The organism is Saprospiraceae bacterium, from assembly GCA_016710235.1.
In the GTDB taxonomy this organism is placed as follows: domain Bacteria; phylum Bacteroidota; class Bacteroidia; order Chitinophagales; family Saprospiraceae; genus Vicinibacter.
In genome coordinates, this window is record JADJLG010000001.1 from 1,242,184 (window position 1) to 1,260,342 (window position 18,159).

Here is an 18,159-nt window from a genome sequence, read left to right on the forward strand (position 1 = left end):
AATGTAAGACCAACTACTGTTACAAAAGTTTAACTCAAAGTTTCAATTGAAGATCTATTAAACACCAGAGGGCCTATTAATCCGGCTTAAAATAAAAATCCTTCCGGACTTCAGACCGGAAGGACACTATAATTTGAAAACAATAATCTTATTCTCCTACGACCTCGAACTTAACCTTGGTCTGGACTTGCTTATGAAAATCGATCTGTGCATGGTATTCGCCGACAGTTTTCACTTCTTCAGGGAGTGAAATTTTGCGTCTTTCCACATCAATATTGCACTGGTCTTTTAAAGCATTTGCTATTTGAACATTGGTAACAGACCCGAAGATCTTTCCGCTTGTGCCGGTTTTTGCACCGATACGGAGTACTACTCCATCCAGTTGTTCAGCTAATGCTTTGTAATCGTTTAGCTTGCGGTTTTCTTTGGCATCCTCCTGCTTTTGGAGTTCGGCTAAGATTTTTTTGTTGGAAGAATTTGCCAGAAGTGCAAGTCCTTGAGGAATCAAAAAGTTACGGCCGTAACCAGGCTTTACTTTTACGATCTGGTGTTTGTCACCTACTTTGTCGATATCTTTCAGTAAAATGATTTCCATGACATGTAAATTTTAAAAATTACTTTAATAAGTCGGTCATATAAGGTAAAATAGCTAGGTGGCGAGCTCTTTTTACGGCACTTGCCACTCTTTTTTGGTATTTGAGAGAATTTCCGGTCAATCTTCGAGGGAGAAGTTTTCCTTGTTCGTTGACAAACTGGATAAGAAAGCTCTCATCCTTATAGTCTACATGTTTTAGACCAAACTTTTTAAAACGACAGTATTTTTTCTTTTTCTGTCCGATATTGGGGTTGCTGAGGAATTTTATTTCGTCTTGCGTTGCCATTTTTCTTTTTCTTTAAAAGGTTAAAGGAGATTATTCTTCTTCTGTAAGTGTAACTACCGGCGGTGGAGGTGGTACGCTGGCGATAAATGGATTCGGGTTTACTTTTTCCTTCATCATTCTCTTGCCAATCTTACCATTTCTCTTGTCTTCGTTGTACTTCACTCCATACTTGTCCAATTTTACAGTGAGGTATCTCATGATGCGCTCGTCGCGCTTGAGAGCCAACTCAAATTTGGAGATGAATGCAGCTTGCTCGGATTCAAATTCCATGCAATAGTACACTCCTGTGGAACGCTTGTTGATCGGATAAGCCAGCTGGCGAAGTCCGATTTCATCTACGTGGATGATGCGTGCTCCTTCAGCATGAAGCATATCCCTGTAGGTCTGGGCTGTCGATTTCACTTCATCGCCCGACAGCACTGGGTCTACGATAAAGGTTACTTCAAAATTTCGCATTTGACACTTATTTTTAAAAGGGCTGCAAAGATATAAACATTTTTGAGGAAAAGTAAAGGATACTTTTACTTTTTTTACTAAAATCCTGAAAATGAAGCAGATCTGGGCTTTAACTCGTACGTTCGGTGACAAAATAGCACAGTTGTGATAGGCTATTTCTGGCCACATTAGCGGGTAGTTGCTCCAGGGCCTGCAATGCAATGTCCCTGTGCTGGTTCATTTTCTGATGGGCGATCTGGGCACCTTTATAATCATGAATAAAAGAAAGTACCTTTCGAATCACTGCTTCATCCTCCGATCTGGAGCGAATATCTGAGATGATCTCTTTGCGGATTCCCGCGGGAGCCGCTTGTAAAGCGCTGATTAGAGGTAAGGTCATTTTCTTTTCTTTGATATCCAGGATTTTGGGTTTGCCCGTATCGTCCGCATTGATATCCATAAGATCATCTTTGATCTGAAAAGCCAGCCCGAGCTGCTCTCCAAAAATGGAAACATGCTCAATCACGGCAGGGTCTTCAGTAACCGACTGCGCTCCACATCTACATGAAACACGTATCAAGGAAGCCGTTTTCTGCCGGATGATTTGGTAATAAATCTCCTCGGTGATGTCCAGCCTGCGCGCTTTTTCGAGCTGTAACAACTCGCCCTCACTCATCTCTTTTACTGCAACCGAAAGGACTTCCAGCAGGTCAAAATACTTTTTGCTTAAAGCGGTAAGGAGACCTCTGGACAACAGGTAGTCGCCAACCAAAACGGCTATTTTGTTTTTCCACAGGGCGTTGATGGAAAAAAAAGAACGCCTTTGGTCCGCATTATCCACAACATCATCATGTACTAAACTCGCCGTATGTAGCAGTTCGACAAGGGTCGCTGCAGCATATGTTTTGTCATTAACCTCTCCCAGCATTTTTGCTGTAAGGATACAAATCAGTGGTCTGAACTGTTTGCCTTTGGTCTTGACAATGTAATAGGTGATTTTATCCAAAAGGGCCACACGACTTTTCATGGCGTCGCGAAAGTGGGAATCAAAGAGGGCGATTTCTGTAAGTACGGGTTTTTTGATTTCTGAGAGACTTGCCATCTACTACTGACTACTGATCGATTTTTGCTTGACTGCTGAGCTCAAGTGGCCCTTAGCCAGCACCAAAGGTATGTATTTTCGACACTAAAAGATCAAAATGATTTACCTTCGTCTTTGGTTCAATTCAGATAAATTTTGCTCCAGTTTTTTAAGAAAAATCTTTTTGTCAACTCTCTTTTACTCCTGCCTTATGCATTGTTTTTGCATCTGGGACTCTGGCTGAGGAGGGTGGGGTTCGAGTGGGACGAAAGAAACTTTATTTTCAATCATGTTTTCCAAGTGCAAAAGTGGTCTTATGAGCTGAACGTGATCCTGAGCACTTTGATAATATTCGTTCAGGCATTGATGATCAATGGTCTGGTATCCAGATATAAACTCAATCCTTATGGTCAACTCTTTCCGGGCTTGTTTTTTATACTCATGGTAGGCTTTGGATTACCAACACTTTATATGAATCCGGCACTGTTAGGAAATTTCTTTTTCATCATTGCAATTGATAATGTTTTTCAGATTTACAATAAAAAATCAACGGCGGTACAATTATTTAATTTCGGTTTTTTTATTGGACTGGCGTCAGCGTTGTATGTACCTTATTATATTTATTTACTTCTTGGATTATTGGGTATTTTTTTATTAAAAGGTTTTCAAGTGAAGTTATTATTTCAAATGTTGACCGGATTTATCAACGTCTTTTTTCTCATTTATGTGGTACTGTATGTTGGTGATTGGGATCATATATTTTGGCAGACTCAAATCAAGGGCTATTTTTCAAACTATGTTTTACATCGATTGAATTGGACCTGGGCCTGGGTGGGATTTGGAATATTGATTGTTTTTTTCATCTCAGCGCTTGTACAGTTCAACTATTTTCAGGTTAAACGAATTGTCTTGATTCAGAAATACTACAACTTATTGTTTTGGACCTGTTTTATCTTTCTATTGAGCTTTTTATTCATGAAAGTCAGCTCATACTCGCACCTTACGATGTTGATCATGCCCCTCAGTTTTATAATGGGTCTTTTGGTCACTAGAACTAAAAATCCGTTGGTTGCAGAGTCCATTCATGTGTTGTTTGTGGTATTGGCTTTATTTTTACAGTTTCAAAATTGGTGATATGTCTACGAAGTATGGGGTAGTTGTTTTTCCGGGATCGAATTGTGATGACGATCTGATTCATGTATTGGGAACAGTTTTCGGCAAGCAAACAGAAAAAATCTGGCACAAAGAAAGCAGTCTGAAAGGGTATAACCCTGGTGATGTCATTTTTTTGCCCGGAGGGTTTTCTTATGGAGACTATTTGCGATGTGGTGCGATAGCCAGATTTTCACCGATCATGAAAGCTGTGAAAGCTTTTGCAGACAATGGAGGTTATGTAATAGGCATTTGCAATGGGTTTCAAATCCTGTGTGAAGCTGGGATGTTGCCAGGACAACTTCTTCTGAACAAATCAGAGAATTTTGTCTGTAAGAATGTTTTTTTGAAACCGCACTCAAAGTTTAGTCCATTGACATACGATCTGGATCTCCACCATGCTTATTCCATTCCAGTAGCACACGCTGACGGAAGATATTTTGCAGACGAGTCAAGCATTAAAAGATTGTTTGCAAACAATCAAGTCATGTTCCAGTATTGCGATGCTGAAGCGGAGATCCGCGACGGGGACAATTTTAATGGTTCTTGTTCCTCTATTGCAGGAATTTGTAACGAAACAGGCAATGTCTGTGGCATGATGCCTCATCCGGAAAGAGCAGCGGAAGCTATATTGGGCAATACTGATGGACGTGCTTTGTTTGAGAGCCTGTTTGCTTATATCAAAGAACACCATCTGCTCATAGCCTAAACTTGTTTTCTATATACTAATCGATTCTAATTTCTCCAACAAACAACCAAGCGCCATGTCCTTCTCCGGCTTGACCCGACTCAATTTTACCGTGATTTGAAATGAGAATTCTGAGATCTTTGGTCTCTATCGGCTGATCAAGGTCGATTGAAATTTGCTTGTAACCGGTGGAAATCTCTTTATTCATTTCAACCGTTTTGACAGGCTTAAAGGAATCAGAACCTTGTTTGGAGAAAACTGTAATTTTTTGTGGTTGGTGAATCCAGGCTCCCGGCAAATGATAATTTTGAATTTTAATACTGCTGATCTTTTGTATCGTATTCCAAGCAAAAGTCAAGTCGGCATCTTTCCCATCCCATCCCATCCATTCCTGTCCGGAATACTTGTTTTCAGGAGCATCAATTCCATTGATCAGACTACTTTCATTAGTAAGAAAATATTTTGGTGAAGGTTTTTCACTCATTTGTACTTCTGCAGTACATCCAAGATGTTTGAGGAAGCGAATTTCCAATGGCTTTCCCAAAGTGTTGTCTTCAGCCTGATACCAGGTTTTGAATGTGGTGGACTCCTTGAGTTTAAAACTGTCTTTAGTGAGGTAATATTGATTGTAGTCACCTGCATAGCGAGCTTCTGCCAATATTTTACCTGCGAGTGGTGGTTTTTCAAAGATGACCCAGCAATTGGTATCAGCCAACGAACTGCGGGTCCTGTATGACAAATCCAGATATGCAGTCGACAATTTATATGACCTGTTGGCAAACCATTGGTAATGGAACCGCATTCGGCTCACAAAATCAGAATAGGATTTTTGCGATTTTGGTGTCCAAAGGGCTTCGCTTAGCGCCATTGCGCGGGGGTATGCCATGTATATCGCTTTTTCTCCGGTTTCTATATATTCAGTCCACAAGTTAGCTTGTCCTCCAAGGATGTATCTTTTTTCCTCAGGTTTTAGTTGTTCAGGAATCGGTTCGAAATTATAAACTTTTTGAAGCGTCGTCAATCCTCCGATAGCCAGAGGTTCAGACTTAGCAGGACTTTGATAATAGTCGAAATAACAGTGACTTGTAGGAGTCATGATAGCTTCATGTTTTTGTCTTGCGGCAGCTGCTCCTCCTTCCATACCACGCCAGGACATCACTGTGGACTGAGGACTGAGCCCACCATCCAAAATTTCATCCCAGCCAATGATTTTTTTGTTCTTTTTTGAAAGAAAAAGGTCGATCTGGCTAATGAAATAACTCTGGAGCTCTTCGTAAGTCTTGATTCCTTTTTTTCTCATGTTGTCATTGCAGGCAGTACAAGCTTTCCATGCAGTTTTGGGACATTCATCTCCTCCAATATGGATATATTTACCCGGAAACAAGTCGCTGACTTCAGACAGGATATCTTTTACAAAACCCAGGGTTGAATCCTTTGAGCAAAATACATTGTCAAAAACTCCCCAACTTGTGGCTACTTCATAAGGGCCTCCTGTACAACCAAACTCCGGATAAGCTGCCAGAGCTGCCAAGCTGTGACCAGGCATTTCAATTTCAGGGATGATCTCAATATATTTAGATTGTGCATACCGCACGATGTCGCGTATCTGGTCCTGTGAGTAGTATGAACCATACTCTTTACCATCATATCGTTGAGGCATGTCTGCATAAGAACCAATCAGAGTTTCTTTTCTTTTGGAGCCTACTTGGGTGAGTAGAGGATATTTTTTGATCTCGATCCTCCAACCCTGGTCGTCGGTGAGGTGCCAATGGAAATTATTGAACTTATATCTCGCCATATAATCGATATACTCCTTGATAAATTGGACCGGAAAAAAGTGCCTGCTGACATCCAGATGCATTCCACGATAAGCAAACTCAGGTTCGTCATCAATGACGACATAGGGGATTTTTAATTCAGAGGTAGACTCGTTTTTGCCTGCAAAGTCAATGAGTTGTGTCAGACTTTGTAAGGCATAGAATAAGCCGACCTCCTGGCTGGCAGTAACGCTGATTGAGCCTTTGCTGATACGCAGTTGATAAGCTTCCGGGTGATAAATGTCGGCTTTGATCGCCAGAATAATAGTAGCATCCTGAAATGTCTTAGGATTACTATGACTCTTGATTTCGAGTTTGTTGCCAAAGACAGAAGCATACATTTCAGCCAATTTTTTGATGCTTTCTCCGGCATCTTCTTGGATAGAGACATATCGGATATCTGAAGGTGCAATATATCCATGACCGTAACTTATGGACTTGGGTTGTGGAATGATGGCCTCGCTAACTTGAGCATTTGTGAATGACAAAAATATTGGCATAAAGCAAAGTGCCATATTGAAAGCTGTAGAGTTTTTCATGTTTTCGGATTGATAAAAGGCGAAGGTACATCTCCGCAAAAAAAGCTCAAACGCAATTTTAAAAATTATGGTATTGAATCAGATCATCACAATGCATGATAAAAAAGTATTGATTATAAGTCAGTCAAATGAACGCCAATACGAATAAAGCCCAAACTTTATGTGTTAATCATTTTGGTCGCCCACATTCATCAAGGGTCTAAATCCCTAAGATGCACTAAATTTGCGCCTCAATCAGTACACAAATGTTTACGATCAATATTTATCTGAAGTTGGCACTCATCGCGGTTTGTCTTGTTGGAGGGACGGTGCTGGCCTTTGCTTATGGATTTTGGTATGCTTTGCCATTTTTTATCATTGGATTGGGACTCCTGGCAAGCTATATTTTGTTGGGTACTATTCAATCTTCAGCAATGCTGATGCAATCCATGGATTTTGATACCTGTGAAAAGAGATTGAACCTGACATTGAATCCAAACTGGCTTTACGTGACCAATAGAGCTTATTACTACCTGATCAAAGGCTCGGTAGCTATGCAGAGAGGTAATACAGAAGAAGCTGAAAAGCAGTTTGCAGTAGCTCAATCGTTTAAATTACCAAGTGATAATGAAAAGGCGATGATCCTACTTCAAATGATCGGTATTCATATTCAGAAGAATAAATGGACGCAGGCAAATTCTGCATATCGGGAACTCAAATCATTGAATTTTTCGCAAGATCTGTTCAAAGATCAGGTGAAAATGATAGACGACGTCATGAAACAACAAGGAAGAGCTAAAATGATGTCCCAATCAGACAGTAGAATGATGTTTCGCCCGGGAGGTAAGCGCCGTATGCCGCGAATGAGATAATCTTCTGCTCGATTTTCAGGTATTTACAACAGTTGCATATATTATTTTTTCGTAAGCAAGGATCAGAAACTTAGAATGACAAAAAATTGTTGCTTGAAGTCTCTTGCTTGGTTCTCCCATTTCATGGAAAAAAATAAAGTAAAATTTGGAACACCTGCAGATAGGCTCAGGAATCAATAGCTGATTTATTCTCGTTTGAATGAGTTGTCGAATACTTTGTATCGTAGGGTAAAGAATTCATACCATGTTTACTTAAAGTCAGATATAGGATAACTCTCCCCTTAAAGTCAGTGTCATGAATACTAATAATTCAATGGACAGTAAGCCAGACAGAATTGTGTTTTTGCGATTACCTTCTGGCACATCAAAACCCTTGATTTTATTTCCAATTTGATTCTCACTACAACCCCAAAGCTTAATTTGTATTGAATCAAAGATAGAACTCAACAAGGATGCAAGGATTATCTATTTATGGTGATTTTTGAATTCATCATAATTAATATGATAGAAGTTCTGATCGTCTGTCACAAACAATATGCCTGTCAAAATTGTGTAATTATTGATTGCTACCAATTCTAAAATATGCATCATTCAAAAGGATTATGAATCTGAATATATTATCCTGGTTTGTCAGGAATTAAAATGATTCTGTTTAGATTGAAGTCTTTGTTACGGTTGAACAAATTACTTTTTGATAACTGTATGGATCGGAAGATCTGTCTGACAGAATAGCTGCTTGGAGTCTTTTGTTGGATCTCATTTTTCTTGAAAAAAAGTACAGTAAAATTTCATGTTGGTCTGAGCTCAGAGCTGGTCTATCAGCATAGTCTAATTCAGAAAAAAAATGATTTACAGCAGTGTTCAATGCTTTTGTGTAATTGCCATGGAATACTTTGTTTACACATTGTTCCATGGAGGATTTAGCATCATTGACTGTAAATGGATTGGTATCTGTCAGCTGCAAAATCATATTGGAGGCCGTGAATTTTTTTAATATAGCCTGGCTGCTCCTGTAGTGAACGTTTTTTGTCATTTTTTTGAATTCCGAACCGGCAACCTTGTTTAATTTTTTGTCCACCGGTCTGAAACCCATTCTATAATAAAACCAAAATGCTCCTGATTGAATACCTTCGGGGTTGCCTAATCCATACTGATAGGGCTCCACTTCAAAATGCCGGATATCAAAAACTTGATGATATGTTCTCAAGAGCTCATTAAAAAACAAACTGCTTTCTCCACCACGGCACCATTCAAAAATATTTAATCCGATCAAAGCATGATGTCCAAAAATCCAGGCTCCACCATAAGCTGCGGGATATTCATTTTTGTACAAAGTGTAACCCACATAAGACTCAAGAGGCATTTGACGATTGGAGCACATTGTGAACAGTGCAATCCTAATCCCTCTTTCCAATGTGACCATTTTTACACTGGCGAGATTCATATAAGTGACAGGATCAGTCTCTCTCTGGAGCAATAACAGTTTCCATTTTGAACTGCTATCTATGGCATTGATCATTTCAGTTGATGGTGTTTTTAGGGGCGGAATGGATTTTCTGATCCATTCAACAGTATTTATTTTTTTTAGCCAATTTTGATGATAAAATATTTCCCGCGCAGGAAATATATTGTTCAGCCTACAGTGAAGAATATCAATCTCCATTCGCACAGCCAAGTGCAATTGCTCCCACAACCTATCCTGAACTTCGATTTGGTTGTTTAATGCTGTAAAAGCATCTATGATATAAGCCAATTGAGAGGATATTTTTACTTTATATTTTTTTAAAAGTGCAGTCACAGTGAGTGTTGAGTCGTAAGATTCTCTTAGAGCAGGAGTCAATCCACATGCCACTGCTTCAGCAAGTGCAGTAGATTGTTTATCCAGAGATTCCAGAGATATTTTTTGACCTTGTTGCATGAGAAGCTGCAACATTGTGATAGATAAATAAGCATAATTGAAGGTAAAAGGAAGTCCTGTATTAAAGTGCCTGATTCGGCACGTGTGTTGTTTGGATTCACAGAAAGCGATGATTCTATTTTTTTCTGATTGTGCCGCAGTATAAATTCCGGTATTGTATGGGTGAGCTAAAATGAAGAGGACCAAATCTTCATAGAAATGTATTCCATCAATTTGGAGACCCCAGGTAGAAGCATTTTGGAAAAATCCTGAAATGGAAAACTGTGAATAAGTACAACTGATAATATAATTTTGTTTTGCTTTTTTGAGCTGACTTTCGAGCCGATTCATAATTTGTATTTCACCTAATAAAGCTTAAAGATATCCATTTTCATAACATTTCAATAGCCGGTAATAGATCATGATATTTATAGAAGAAAACGGGATGTGTTGGGCAGGTTGTTCAGTCAAATCTTGCAGTATATTTGAAATATCAGATAGAATACCTTGCACGGTCAAAGCGTTATGTTTTGCTTGATTCGTAAAAATTGATTATTATTGATCCAAATGAAGGAATTGAAAACACAAGCTTCCTCTCACGGGGAGCAATCGTAATGCCGAACAGAGTTTTGGTCAGTTCTCCCATCTTCGAAAGAAATCATACATTCGTTTCTCCTCCTGCCTGACTAGTCTCACATATCAACACTTTTTTAATTTGATATTGCACTAATCTGAAAGCAAAATCCAAGTTAAAGGATGGTGCAGTGCTTTCATTATTCAATACCATAGAACTGTAATAAAATGGCCCTAAATTATTGATTTTAGGCAGATGAATTAAAGAGCAGAATCCTTTTTACCAATGATAACAGTATGAACCTCAATGTTTTTGGCTGAAGTGAGATATTCTAATCTAATTACTTTAAGGATTTGTATAGAAAATCTATCCAAAGCTTGTTTTAAGCTTTCAAGATCGTGATAAAAAAAATAACTTCGTTGTCCGTTGCTACTGGTTTGAAAACCTGAGAGATTTGGATCTCCTTCTACGATGCTCAAATAGATGATGCCACCAGGAGACAATAGTTTGTCAATATCAGCAAGTAGCTTTTGAACGTCTGAACGAGATAGGTATGGCAGGCAAAATCCTGAGATCACAGCATCAAATTTTGATTGTAGTTCGTCCAAATAACGACAATCCATTTGTTTAAAATGGGCTTTTGGGTTGTTCTTCTTTGCCAGATCAAGCATATTGGGAGAAACATCTATGCCCAAAATTTCCAGATTGGGAAGTCTAGACAAAAGAAATTTGGTAATATTACCTGGTCCGCATCCCACATCCAATACTTGGGCATTGTGGCGTACTATCAGTTCACAAAAAATCTCATAAGTTTTGTTGTATAGATCCAGGGACATAAATTTCTCTTCATAAAGAGAAGCTATATTATTCCAGGTTTCAAAAGTTTCTTGGTATGAATCCATTGTATTGTGAAATATGGACAAGATTTTTGCTAAGTTAAGCAATTTGTTAAGAATGAATTTTGCAAATCAACATGTTACAATCTGCCAGTCAATAAGGATTTAAAAATAGAAAACTGAACACACAATTGAATGATTCTTCAATTTTGATTGAAAATAATTTATATGACTTTTTGAGGAAGGCTTGTCTGGAGAGTGGTAAGGTTGAGTTTATTTCCAATTGGTGACTTTACCAAGTTCTGAACCTCATGTTACCAATTATTTGGAAAATTCAAATTATATTGACTACATTTTTGAATGTGAGGATGAGGTTGTAACAAATAATTGTTATTTTTATAGCGTTTTTTGGATTAGAGATTCATGAACTGTCAAATTGCAAATATAAAATATAGAATTTTACTATTGGTTTCATTATGGTTATTAAGTTTTCCTATCTATGGTCAAGTCCCTTATCTACAAATTTTTAATGATCCTGAGTATCTCAACAATTCAACCATATATAGGATTACCTCTGATCAGAATAATCTCATTTATTTTGGTTCTGACAAAGGCTTGTTCAGCTTTAATGGGGTTAAATTTGCTAAAATTCCGACAGATTCCCTTTTGGATCAGGAAATAATATATATTGATTCAGATTGCTTTGGAAATATTTGGGGGTCAGACTTGTCTTTGCAGATCTTTGTGGCCAAAGATTCATTGAAGAAAATATTCACGGATCTCAATAAAGCTTATGAAGCATTTTTCTTTTCGTGCTTGGCAGATTTGTTTATATTGCAAAGCAGAAATTATAATAATATAAATTTGAAAGTGTACAAAATTAATCCAGTAGGAAATCTAGATTCATTATTATTGTTAAACAAATATAATGGAAGCATGTCAACATTTTTGAAGAACAGAGAATCCATTCATTGGTTGATTTTTGATGCAGGTCATGTTGATCTTTTTGAAATTTCTAAGTTAAAAGAAAGTTACTCACTATCCAGCAGGAGAATTGTAGATAATTTAATAATAAACCCTAAGAATATAGTTGTCTTGATAGACTATGAAGAAGAAAAATACGTTGAACTTTACAATAGGCCAAATCTTTACAAGATTAATTTGCAAACCAAAGAGATTGATTCTATTTATTCGGAAATTCCCATTCATGGTAATTGCAAATTGTCTTCTCAGAATTTGTATTACACCCCAAAAGGTATGTTTACCTATAACCAGATAAAGCAAAAAGCGAATCCGGAAATTGAGTTAAGTTTTAATTCACATTATAGAGATAGAAATAATATTTTATGGCTTAGTGGCTATAATGGTGGCTTATATATGGAGCTACCGATTAAAAAGGGAATTGACATTTCATTTGAGAAATTTAGTTCTTCAGTTACAGCAAGTACACTTATATCAGATAGTATTTTACTGGTTGGAAATACCAAAGGAGATTTGATTGAAGTTGATCATAGAAAAGGAATCCTGCAAAAGAAAAAATTGTTTGAATCGAGAATCACTTCAATTGTGAATACAAATAAAGGAATTATTTGTGTTTCTGACAACGAGATTGCTAGTCTTGACAATGATTTTAATTTAAAGTTTAAAGTTCAATTTGAATCTGTCAAACATATACTTGAAAAAGATGACAATGTTTATTTGTCTACAGCGACCAATTTTTTCAAATCGAAAACAGAGGATGTAATTAGCGGTAAAAGCCGGTTCGAAAGTATAATAAACCAAAGGACATTATCTTCCATTAAATTTAAAAAGAATATAATTGTAGGAACAAAAAATGGAGTATATTTATATAAGGATGGCAATACCGTAAGTCCTGTGCAAGAGTTTAACAATCTTTTTATTTCAAAGTTGAAACAAATTGATGATCAAGAATTCTGGGTTTTTACCAATGGGAGAGGAATTTATTGTTTGAGGGATATGAAAATTGTATATAATTCGTTAGATTCAACTTATTTGCTAAATAATTCAATTGATATCATTAAGGTAAATAATGATTATTTAGTTTCTTTTGATAAAGGAATATTATTGTTGGATCAGCATTTTAAAATTAAAGAAAGGTATTTTGAAAGTGATGGAATCTCTGTCACCGGAGTAGTTGCTTTATTCAATTTAATGGATAAAATATTAGTTGTAAATAAGTATGGATTTCAAACTGTTACATTAAGTTCATTAAATTTAACAAGAAGTTCTCCTTCTTTTTATTTCAATAATATTACGTCTATAACAAGTAATGTAATTTCTAAAGACAGTATTTTTGACAAGGAGAATAATTATCTTCAGTTCAATTATGAAGTCATTGACTATAATTTTCCCAAGGAGTTGAAGTTTTTTTATAAACTTGAGCCACTTGATTTGAGCTTTAAAAGCACATCGATACCTTTATTTACTTACAGTAATTTACCTCCCGGAAAATATAAGTTAACAGCTTATGCAGAAAATGTAGTGGGATTGAGATCACCATTAGCATATTCGCCAGTAGTGGTAATTAGAAATGTTTGGTATAATACAACTTTATTCTATTTGCTTGCAGCATTGGCAAGTATCATAACTCCCCTGGCTCTGTTAAGGTACTATTATAATACAAAGCGGAAAAATGAAGAGAAGGAAGCCATGTTGGAAAAACAGATTCAAGAACTATCCTATGAGACGTTAAAATTGCAAATTCGGCCTCATTTTATTCTCAATACTTTGAATGCAATACAAAATCTGATTTTGAAAAATATGCCTAACGATGCTATCAATACGATCAGTGTCTTTGGAAAAATGTTAAGATCAATATTGTATAAACAAGGCAGTAATACGTCCACTATCAAAGAAGAGCTAGACTTCATTAAATCTTATTTTGAAATCGAAAATTTAAGATTCCGAAAGAATTTGTTGTTAAAGATTAATATTAATCCAATTCATGAGAAGGAAGTGTTAGAATTTAATATTCCAAGCCTTATTTTGCAACCCCTAGTTGAAAATTCAATTATCCATGGTTTTCCAGACGACTTTCCTGTTAACGGTCAAATATTGATCGATTTTGATTATAGAAAGGATCGACTTATTTGTTTGGTTAAAGATAATGGTAAAGGATTTAGCGATGGGAAGTATAATTTTGGAGGGATAGGATTGCAAAATGTTCAAAACAGAATTAATATGTATAATTATGGGCTGATTAAAAAGAAAACAGGATTTTTAAATATATTCAGAGAAGATGGTTATACTACAGCTAAAATAGTTATTTATGGAAAATTCTAGTTTGATTAATGTAATCATCATTGACGATGAGATCAGTAATATCGAGACTTTGGAGATTCTTTTTTCCAGGTTGTTTGACAATGTATTTGTTTTAGGTTCTTTCACTAATCCTGAAAAGGCTTTAGAGTTTTTAGAGAAAACGCAAAAACCCGTTGATGCAATTTATACAGATATTAGGATGCCTAAAATGGAAGGTATAGAATTCGCTCAAAAAGCAAAGAGTTATTGTGAAAGGATAGTTTATACAACTGCATTTTCTGAGTATGCGATTCAGGCTATAAAAATTGGTGCATTTGATTATATTATGAAGCCAATATCAATTGATGAATTGAGATCTTCGGTTGAAAACATTGAAAATTTCAGATTGGCTAAAGAGAAGAGTCAAAAAATTCCTATTAGTCTCAAAAAGGGAATTGAATTTATTGAGAGCAGCACTTTGTTAAGGATTGTAGCTCAAGGGAATTATACCTTATTTGAGTTTACAGATAAACCTGCAAGTTTGGTTACTCGGCAATTGAATCAATTTGAGGAACAGTTTTTGGCTTATCCTTACTATATAAAAGTTAGCAGGTCGCATATTATAAATAAGCAACATGTGCAAAACCTAATTCGAGGAAAGGTTCATAAATTAATTATGGTTGATGGTACTGAAATTAACATTGGTAGTACTTATAAGAATCAAGTTTTAAATTCTTTACATTACATCAATTATGATTAGTTTTTTTTCAATTTGGCTACAAAGCAGTTTCAAGATATACAATTACTACATGGATTTACCGGAGAAATTGTAAATTCAAAGAAACAATCGATATCATTGCTGTCTTCAGCCCTCTCACTTTAAATGCTTAATCCGTCTGTTTTAAGTATAGTATTTCCAATTAGACAATTTCCTATGACAGGCAAAACAGTTTGGCCTGCAAGAGGAGAACTCTTATAGGTGCCAATTTATACAATATGTATTCCACCTTCTCTTGTCATACTTTCATTAACAAACAGAGTAGATCAAACGGCAGTTAAATAAATTGCGGAGTTATTACTATTACAATTGATATTAGAGACGCATACTTCGTGGAGCAACTACCGGAAATAAAAACATTCTCATTTCTTGAATCATTTGTAGAAAGGCTCATATTCATTACTTCATAAATTTAAACTGATTGATCGGCGGAACCTGCAAGTTTGAAAGTACTATCGACTTCATTGTAAATACTTTCATTTCCTGATGATCGATTCCCATCCCCGTTTGGACTTTCATTAATTATGATCGCAATATTTTATTGTTGTTCCTTCCAGGAGCTGATTGTGATCTGCTTACTTCTCTTGAGTATGACATTCTAACCAGAAAATCATGTTTACTGCTCCTGACAAGAATGCTCTTTTAGGACCATTGGCTTTGTGGTAGCAAATTGAGTATGTATTTATGTGTTCCATTTAGATCAAATGGCAGATTCAATTCTAATAATATTAAAATAGAAATGGCTACATTTTTTTCTTTTCTATTTTTTCATGATTGGGAAGATAAGTAGGGAGCGCTGCTGAACCATACCATTTGTATATTTCCGTTTCAAAGACTTTTTCTTTGATAGCAGGATCGGATTGAAGGAGTATTTCGGCTTCTTCTTTGGTTGTGGAATTAAGTATAAATATGCCGCGATAGTTTTTGTCATTTTTACTCAATGGGCCTGCTACTACGAGCTTCCCTTCTTTGGCGAGACGAACAATATTGGCGATGTGGCCTTGAAATAAATTGTCTCTGATTTGTTTGTCTTCAATCTCGGCGGTCCCTGTCTTTAAAATGACCAACATGTAGGATTTCATGCCATAATCGTCGCCTCCAAGTGACTCAGCGAGTAGGGGATCGTAAAGAGGATTGTCGAATTGTGCCGAAACTGTCAAGCTCCCTATTAAAACAAAAAGTAAGAGTAAACGGTACTTCATAAAGTTGTTGGTTGAACGATAAATTTTGTTTTCGGGAACGAAAATAGGATATAATATTTATTTATCTTTTAAAACATTGCGAAGATCATTAATGATGGTTACCCATGCTTTATCATTCATTGGATCATTAACGACTAGTATGTCTTTTCCTACTTTATTTGGATCCAATAAATGCTGGAGAGAAGAAAGCTTCGGGTGGTTTTGCCAATTACAATCTTGGATATGAATAAATTGCATTGCACTCTGATCGCGGTCATTTTTTTCAATCCCTTTTTTAAGTTCTACATCCATAATATATGGAGTGGCTAGAAAATCAGGACTGAGAAGATAAATTATATGATCAGATTCGTCCAGTTCTTTTTGTATTTTCTCATTCCAGCTCGTTCCCGTTTTAATCATACGGTCTGTCCAATCAGTGATCTTGTTTTCCATCTTTAAGGAATAAAGATGTGTCCTAAATCTTTGCATGAACGCTGAATTTTTTGAGGAATAAGATATAAATATTTTTTTGGGTATGTCCAACGGATTTTCCAGATAAGCATTATACTTATGGATTTGAAACTATTTTTCGGAGTTTGTCCCGAATTTTGATTTAAGAGATAAGCATCTATATACTGATTTTCTATCGGATTTTCTGAGGATCTGAGTAATTCCAGATAATCAGTGTAGTACTCCGCTTTTTGATCTATGCTGAGACTAAATTTACGGAGAAGATGTGCTTTGATTGAAAGCCAGGTCTTAAAAATTAAGTTCAGTTAGGTTTTCCAGTCCTTCAATTTTGTCAATTCCTTGACTGGTTTTAGCCCAAGAACATCATAACTTTAGTGAGAAACTCTCTAAATATTGTTCAAAATAATTTTGATATTTAAGACAGAATCATTACATTTGTACTTTACTATCACCTTTTAAATTAAAATGTTTATGAAAAAGAACCCATTTTTACAACTTTTCAGTTTATTGCTATTTTGGAGCTTCGCTAATGCTCAGGATCATTTTAAGACAGAACTTAAGCTGCGACTTGAGGGTGGATATATATATGCAGACCTGGTCACACTTGAGGATTATACTTTTTCTACATTGCAATTTGGCTTTATGCATAATGCCAATGAAGTAGAATTTATTTCTGCATCGAGTGCTGTTCTTCCTAATTTTTCAACAGCAAGTTATAATGAAGTTTGTCCAAAGCACATCCGCTTTTCATGGAACTCAGCGACGAGTGTTAGTGTATTTTTTCCCAAAAATACAATTCTGTTTACACTCAAGTATTATGAACATATACCTTCTCATAACTTTATCTGTATGATGGAATCTCCTACGCCGGGCAATGCCTCTAACTGTGAGAAATTCTATAGAGAAGTAACCAAATCCAATTTTTCAAACGAATATTATATTGTAGATGATGTCTGCGCATATTACAGCATTGTCAATAATACAGTCAATATTATCTCATCCAATAAGGAAATAGCGAAATCGAAAATAAGTATCTCCTATTCTTCTGATCAGATTATTATAGAAGGTCTATTGACTCCACAAGCTGATCAGCTTATTATTAATTCTTGTTCAGGGACATTACACTCTAAATATACTATAACTGAAAATAAAATGTCCGTAGATGTATCCACATTTTCTGCTGGAATATATTTTGTCAGTTTGGTAAAAGACAGTAATATTTTAAGAACTGAAAAATTTGTAGTCAAATAAAATAGAAGATAAAATCTTACAAGATTTATTTGACCCTTTTGAAACATAAAAAACTTCAATGTTTATTTTTGATTGACGGTCAGTTATTTTCTCGTCAGGTCATAATATATCCTTACTAAAATCGCCAAACCTGCGTACAAGCTATAGTGGAAAAAAATTAAATAAACCTTCCGAATTGATTCAAAGATGGTATTGGAATGCTTGATCATAATGCGGGTGTGTTTCAAACATCTATTGTGCGCAATTCCTGAGAATGCTTATCAGATAAAATTCAAATTATTTTGTGATATCTACAGTTTTATTGCTGGAAATCAATGTCTGAACATTGTCTCATCAAATTCATTTTAAAGATAATAGCATAAATGTAAATTCAAATAATAATCCTGTTGCACTTATTACTTGAACTTGCATGATCCGCAAAATCCATTAACTTAAATCTGTTATTTCATTCAAAAGGATCTTAACT

15 protein-coding genes are annotated in these 18,159 nt (G+C 35.9%); 6 read left to right on the forward strand and 9 right to left on the reverse strand.

Annotation, left to right across the window (positions count from 1 at the left end):
- Positions 1 to 148: 148 nt before the first annotated feature.
- The 4 genes from IPI99_05220 to IPI99_05235 form a co-directional block, all read right to left on the reverse strand.
- Positions 149 to 595 (reverse strand): 50S ribosomal protein L9, encoded by a 447-nt coding sequence (locus IPI99_05220; protein ID MBK7339909.1) that lies wholly within the window; start codon positions 593 to 595, stop codon positions 149 to 151.
- Between the two features lie 19 nt (positions 596 to 614).
- The gene (locus IPI99_05225; protein MBK7339910.1) at positions 615 to 881 is read right to left on the reverse strand and encodes a 30S ribosomal protein S18; all 267 of its coding nucleotides are present in this window, start codon (positions 879 to 881) and stop codon (positions 615 to 617) included.
- 30 nt (positions 882 to 911) lie between these two features.
- On the reverse strand, positions 912 to 1,337 hold the full coding sequence (gene rpsF, locus IPI99_05230) for a 30S ribosomal protein S6 (protein ID MBK7339911.1): 426 nt from the start codon (positions 1,335 to 1,337) through the stop codon (positions 912 to 914).
- A gap of 109 nt (positions 1,338 to 1,446) precedes the next feature.
- Positions 1,447 to 2,418: a polyprenyl synthetase family protein gene (locus IPI99_05235; protein MBK7339912.1), complete on the reverse strand. Its 972-nt coding sequence runs from the start codon at positions 2,416 to 2,418 to the stop codon at positions 1,447 to 1,449.
- Between the two features lie 135 nt (positions 2,419 to 2,553).
- Here IPI99_05235 and IPI99_05240 point away from each other — a divergent pair, with 135 nt between their 5' ends.
- Positions 2,554 to 3,531: a hypothetical protein gene (locus IPI99_05240; GenBank protein MBK7339913.1), complete on the forward strand. Its 978-nt coding sequence runs from the start codon at positions 2,554 to 2,556 to the stop codon at positions 3,529 to 3,531.
- A 1-nt stretch (position 3,532) separates the two neighbouring features.
- A complete protein-coding gene (gene purQ / locus IPI99_05245; protein MBK7339914.1) occupies positions 3,533 to 4,258 on the forward strand; it encodes a phosphoribosylformylglycinamidine synthase subunit PurQ in 726 nt (241 codons plus the stop codon).
- Positions 4,259 to 4,274: 16 nt separating this feature from the next.
- Here the strand turns inward: purQ and IPI99_05250 are convergent, their stop codons facing one another.
- A complete protein-coding gene (locus IPI99_05250) occupies positions 4,275 to 6,593 on the reverse strand; it encodes a beta-N-acetylhexosaminidase (GenBank protein MBK7339915.1) in 2,319 nt (772 codons plus the stop codon).
- A 245-nt stretch (positions 6,594 to 6,838) separates the two neighbouring features.
- Between IPI99_05250 and IPI99_05255 the strand changes: the two genes are divergently transcribed.
- Complete coding sequence (locus IPI99_05255) at positions 6,839 to 7,444, forward strand: hypothetical protein (protein ID MBK7339916.1); 606 nt, start codon at positions 6,839 to 6,841, stop codon at positions 7,442 to 7,444.
- A gap of 652 nt (positions 7,445 to 8,096) precedes the next feature.
- On the opposite strand, the gene IPI99_05260 is transcribed toward IPI99_05255, so the two are convergent.
- Positions 8,097 to 9,692 (reverse strand): hypothetical protein, encoded by a 1,596-nt coding sequence (locus IPI99_05260; GenBank protein ID MBK7339917.1) that lies wholly within the window; start codon positions 9,690 to 9,692, stop codon positions 8,097 to 8,099.
- 483 nt (positions 9,693 to 10,175) lie between these two features.
- Positions 10,176 to 10,817 (reverse strand): class I SAM-dependent methyltransferase, encoded by a 642-nt coding sequence (locus tag IPI99_05265; protein ID MBK7339918.1) that lies wholly within the window; start codon positions 10,815 to 10,817, stop codon positions 10,176 to 10,178.
- 357 nt (positions 10,818 to 11,174) lie between these two features.
- Between IPI99_05265 and IPI99_05270 the strand changes: the two genes are divergently transcribed.
- Both IPI99_05270 and IPI99_05275 read left to right on the forward strand, forming a co-directional pair.
- A complete protein-coding gene (locus IPI99_05270; protein ID MBK7339919.1) occupies positions 11,175 to 14,054 on the forward strand; it encodes a histidine kinase in 2,880 nt (959 codons plus the stop codon).
- The gene (locus IPI99_05275; protein ID MBK7339920.1) at positions 14,041 to 14,772 is read left to right on the forward strand and encodes a response regulator transcription factor; all 732 of its coding nucleotides are present in this window, start codon (positions 14,041 to 14,043) and stop codon (positions 14,770 to 14,772) included. The genes IPI99_05270 and IPI99_05275 overlap by 14 nt, the downstream gene beginning before the upstream one ends.
- Before the next feature lie 761 nt (positions 14,773 to 15,533).
- On the opposite strand, the gene IPI99_05280 is transcribed toward IPI99_05275, so the two are convergent.
- Positions 15,534 to 15,992, reverse strand: a complete 459-nt coding sequence (locus IPI99_05280; GenBank protein MBK7339921.1) for a hypothetical protein — start codon at positions 15,990 to 15,992, stop codon at positions 15,534 to 15,536.
- 57 nt (positions 15,993 to 16,049) lie between these two features.
- Positions 16,050 to 16,460 (reverse strand): toll/interleukin-1 receptor domain-containing protein, encoded by a 411-nt coding sequence (locus tag IPI99_05285; GenBank protein MBK7339922.1) that lies wholly within the window; start codon positions 16,458 to 16,460, stop codon positions 16,050 to 16,052.
- 453 nt (positions 16,461 to 16,913) lie between these two features.
- On the opposite strand from IPI99_05285, the gene IPI99_05290 reads away from it, so the two are divergent.
- Entirely contained in the window at positions 16,914 to 17,693 is a 780-nt protein-coding gene (locus IPI99_05290) for a T9SS type A sorting domain-containing protein (protein MBK7339923.1), read from the forward strand.
- Positions 17,694 to 18,159: the final 466 nt, after the last annotated feature.

What these genes read in the sequence shown, in the direction of transcription:
- IPI99_05220 (MBK7339909.1), bottom strand. Translation starts at nt 595, where the DNA reads ATGGAAATCATTTTACTGAAAGATATCGACAAAGTAGGTGACAAACAC.
- IPI99_05225 (MBK7339910.1), bottom strand. Translation starts at nt 881, where the DNA reads ATGGCAACGCAAGACGAAATAAAATTCCTCAGCAACCCCAATATCGGA.
- rpsF (MBK7339911.1), bottom strand. Translation starts at nt 1,337, where the DNA reads ATGCGAAATTTTGAAGTAACCTTTATCGTAGACCCAGTGCTGTCGGGC.
- IPI99_05235 (MBK7339912.1), bottom strand. Translation starts at nt 2,418, where the DNA reads ATGGCAAGTCTCTCAGAAATCAAAAAACCCGTACTTACAGAAATCGCC.
- purQ (MBK7339914.1), top strand. Translation starts at nt 3,533, where the DNA reads ATGTCTACGAAGTATGGGGTAGTTGTTTTTCCGGGATCGAATTGTGAT.
- IPI99_05250 (MBK7339915.1), bottom strand. Translation starts at nt 6,593, where the DNA reads ATGAAAAACTCTACAGCTTTCAATATGGCACTTTGCTTTATGCCAATA.
- IPI99_05255 (MBK7339916.1), top strand. Translation starts at nt 6,839, where the DNA reads ATGTTTACGATCAATATTTATCTGAAGTTGGCACTCATCGCGGTTTGT.
- IPI99_05260 (MBK7339917.1), bottom strand. Translation starts at nt 9,692, where the DNA reads ATGAATCGGCTCGAAAGTCAGCTCAAAAAAGCAAAACAAAATTATATT.
- IPI99_05265 (MBK7339918.1), bottom strand. Translation starts at nt 10,817, where the DNA reads ATGGATTCATACCAAGAAACTTTTGAAACCTGGAATAATATAGCTTCT.
- IPI99_05270 (MBK7339919.1), top strand. Translation starts at nt 11,175, where the DNA reads ATGAACTGTCAAATTGCAAATATAAAATATAGAATTTTACTATTGGTT.
- IPI99_05275 (MBK7339920.1), top strand. Translation starts at nt 14,041, where the DNA reads ATGGAAAATTCTAGTTTGATTAATGTAATCATCATTGACGATGAGATC.
- IPI99_05280 (MBK7339921.1), bottom strand. Translation starts at nt 15,992, where the DNA reads ATGAAGTACCGTTTACTCTTACTTTTTGTTTTAATAGGGAGCTTGACA.
- IPI99_05285 (MBK7339922.1), bottom strand. Translation starts at nt 16,460, where the DNA reads ATGCAAAGATTTAGGACACATCTTTATTCCTTAAAGATGGAAAACAAG.
- IPI99_05290 (MBK7339923.1), top strand. Translation starts at nt 16,914, where the DNA reads ATGAAAAAGAACCCATTTTTACAACTTTTCAGTTTATTGCTATTTTGG.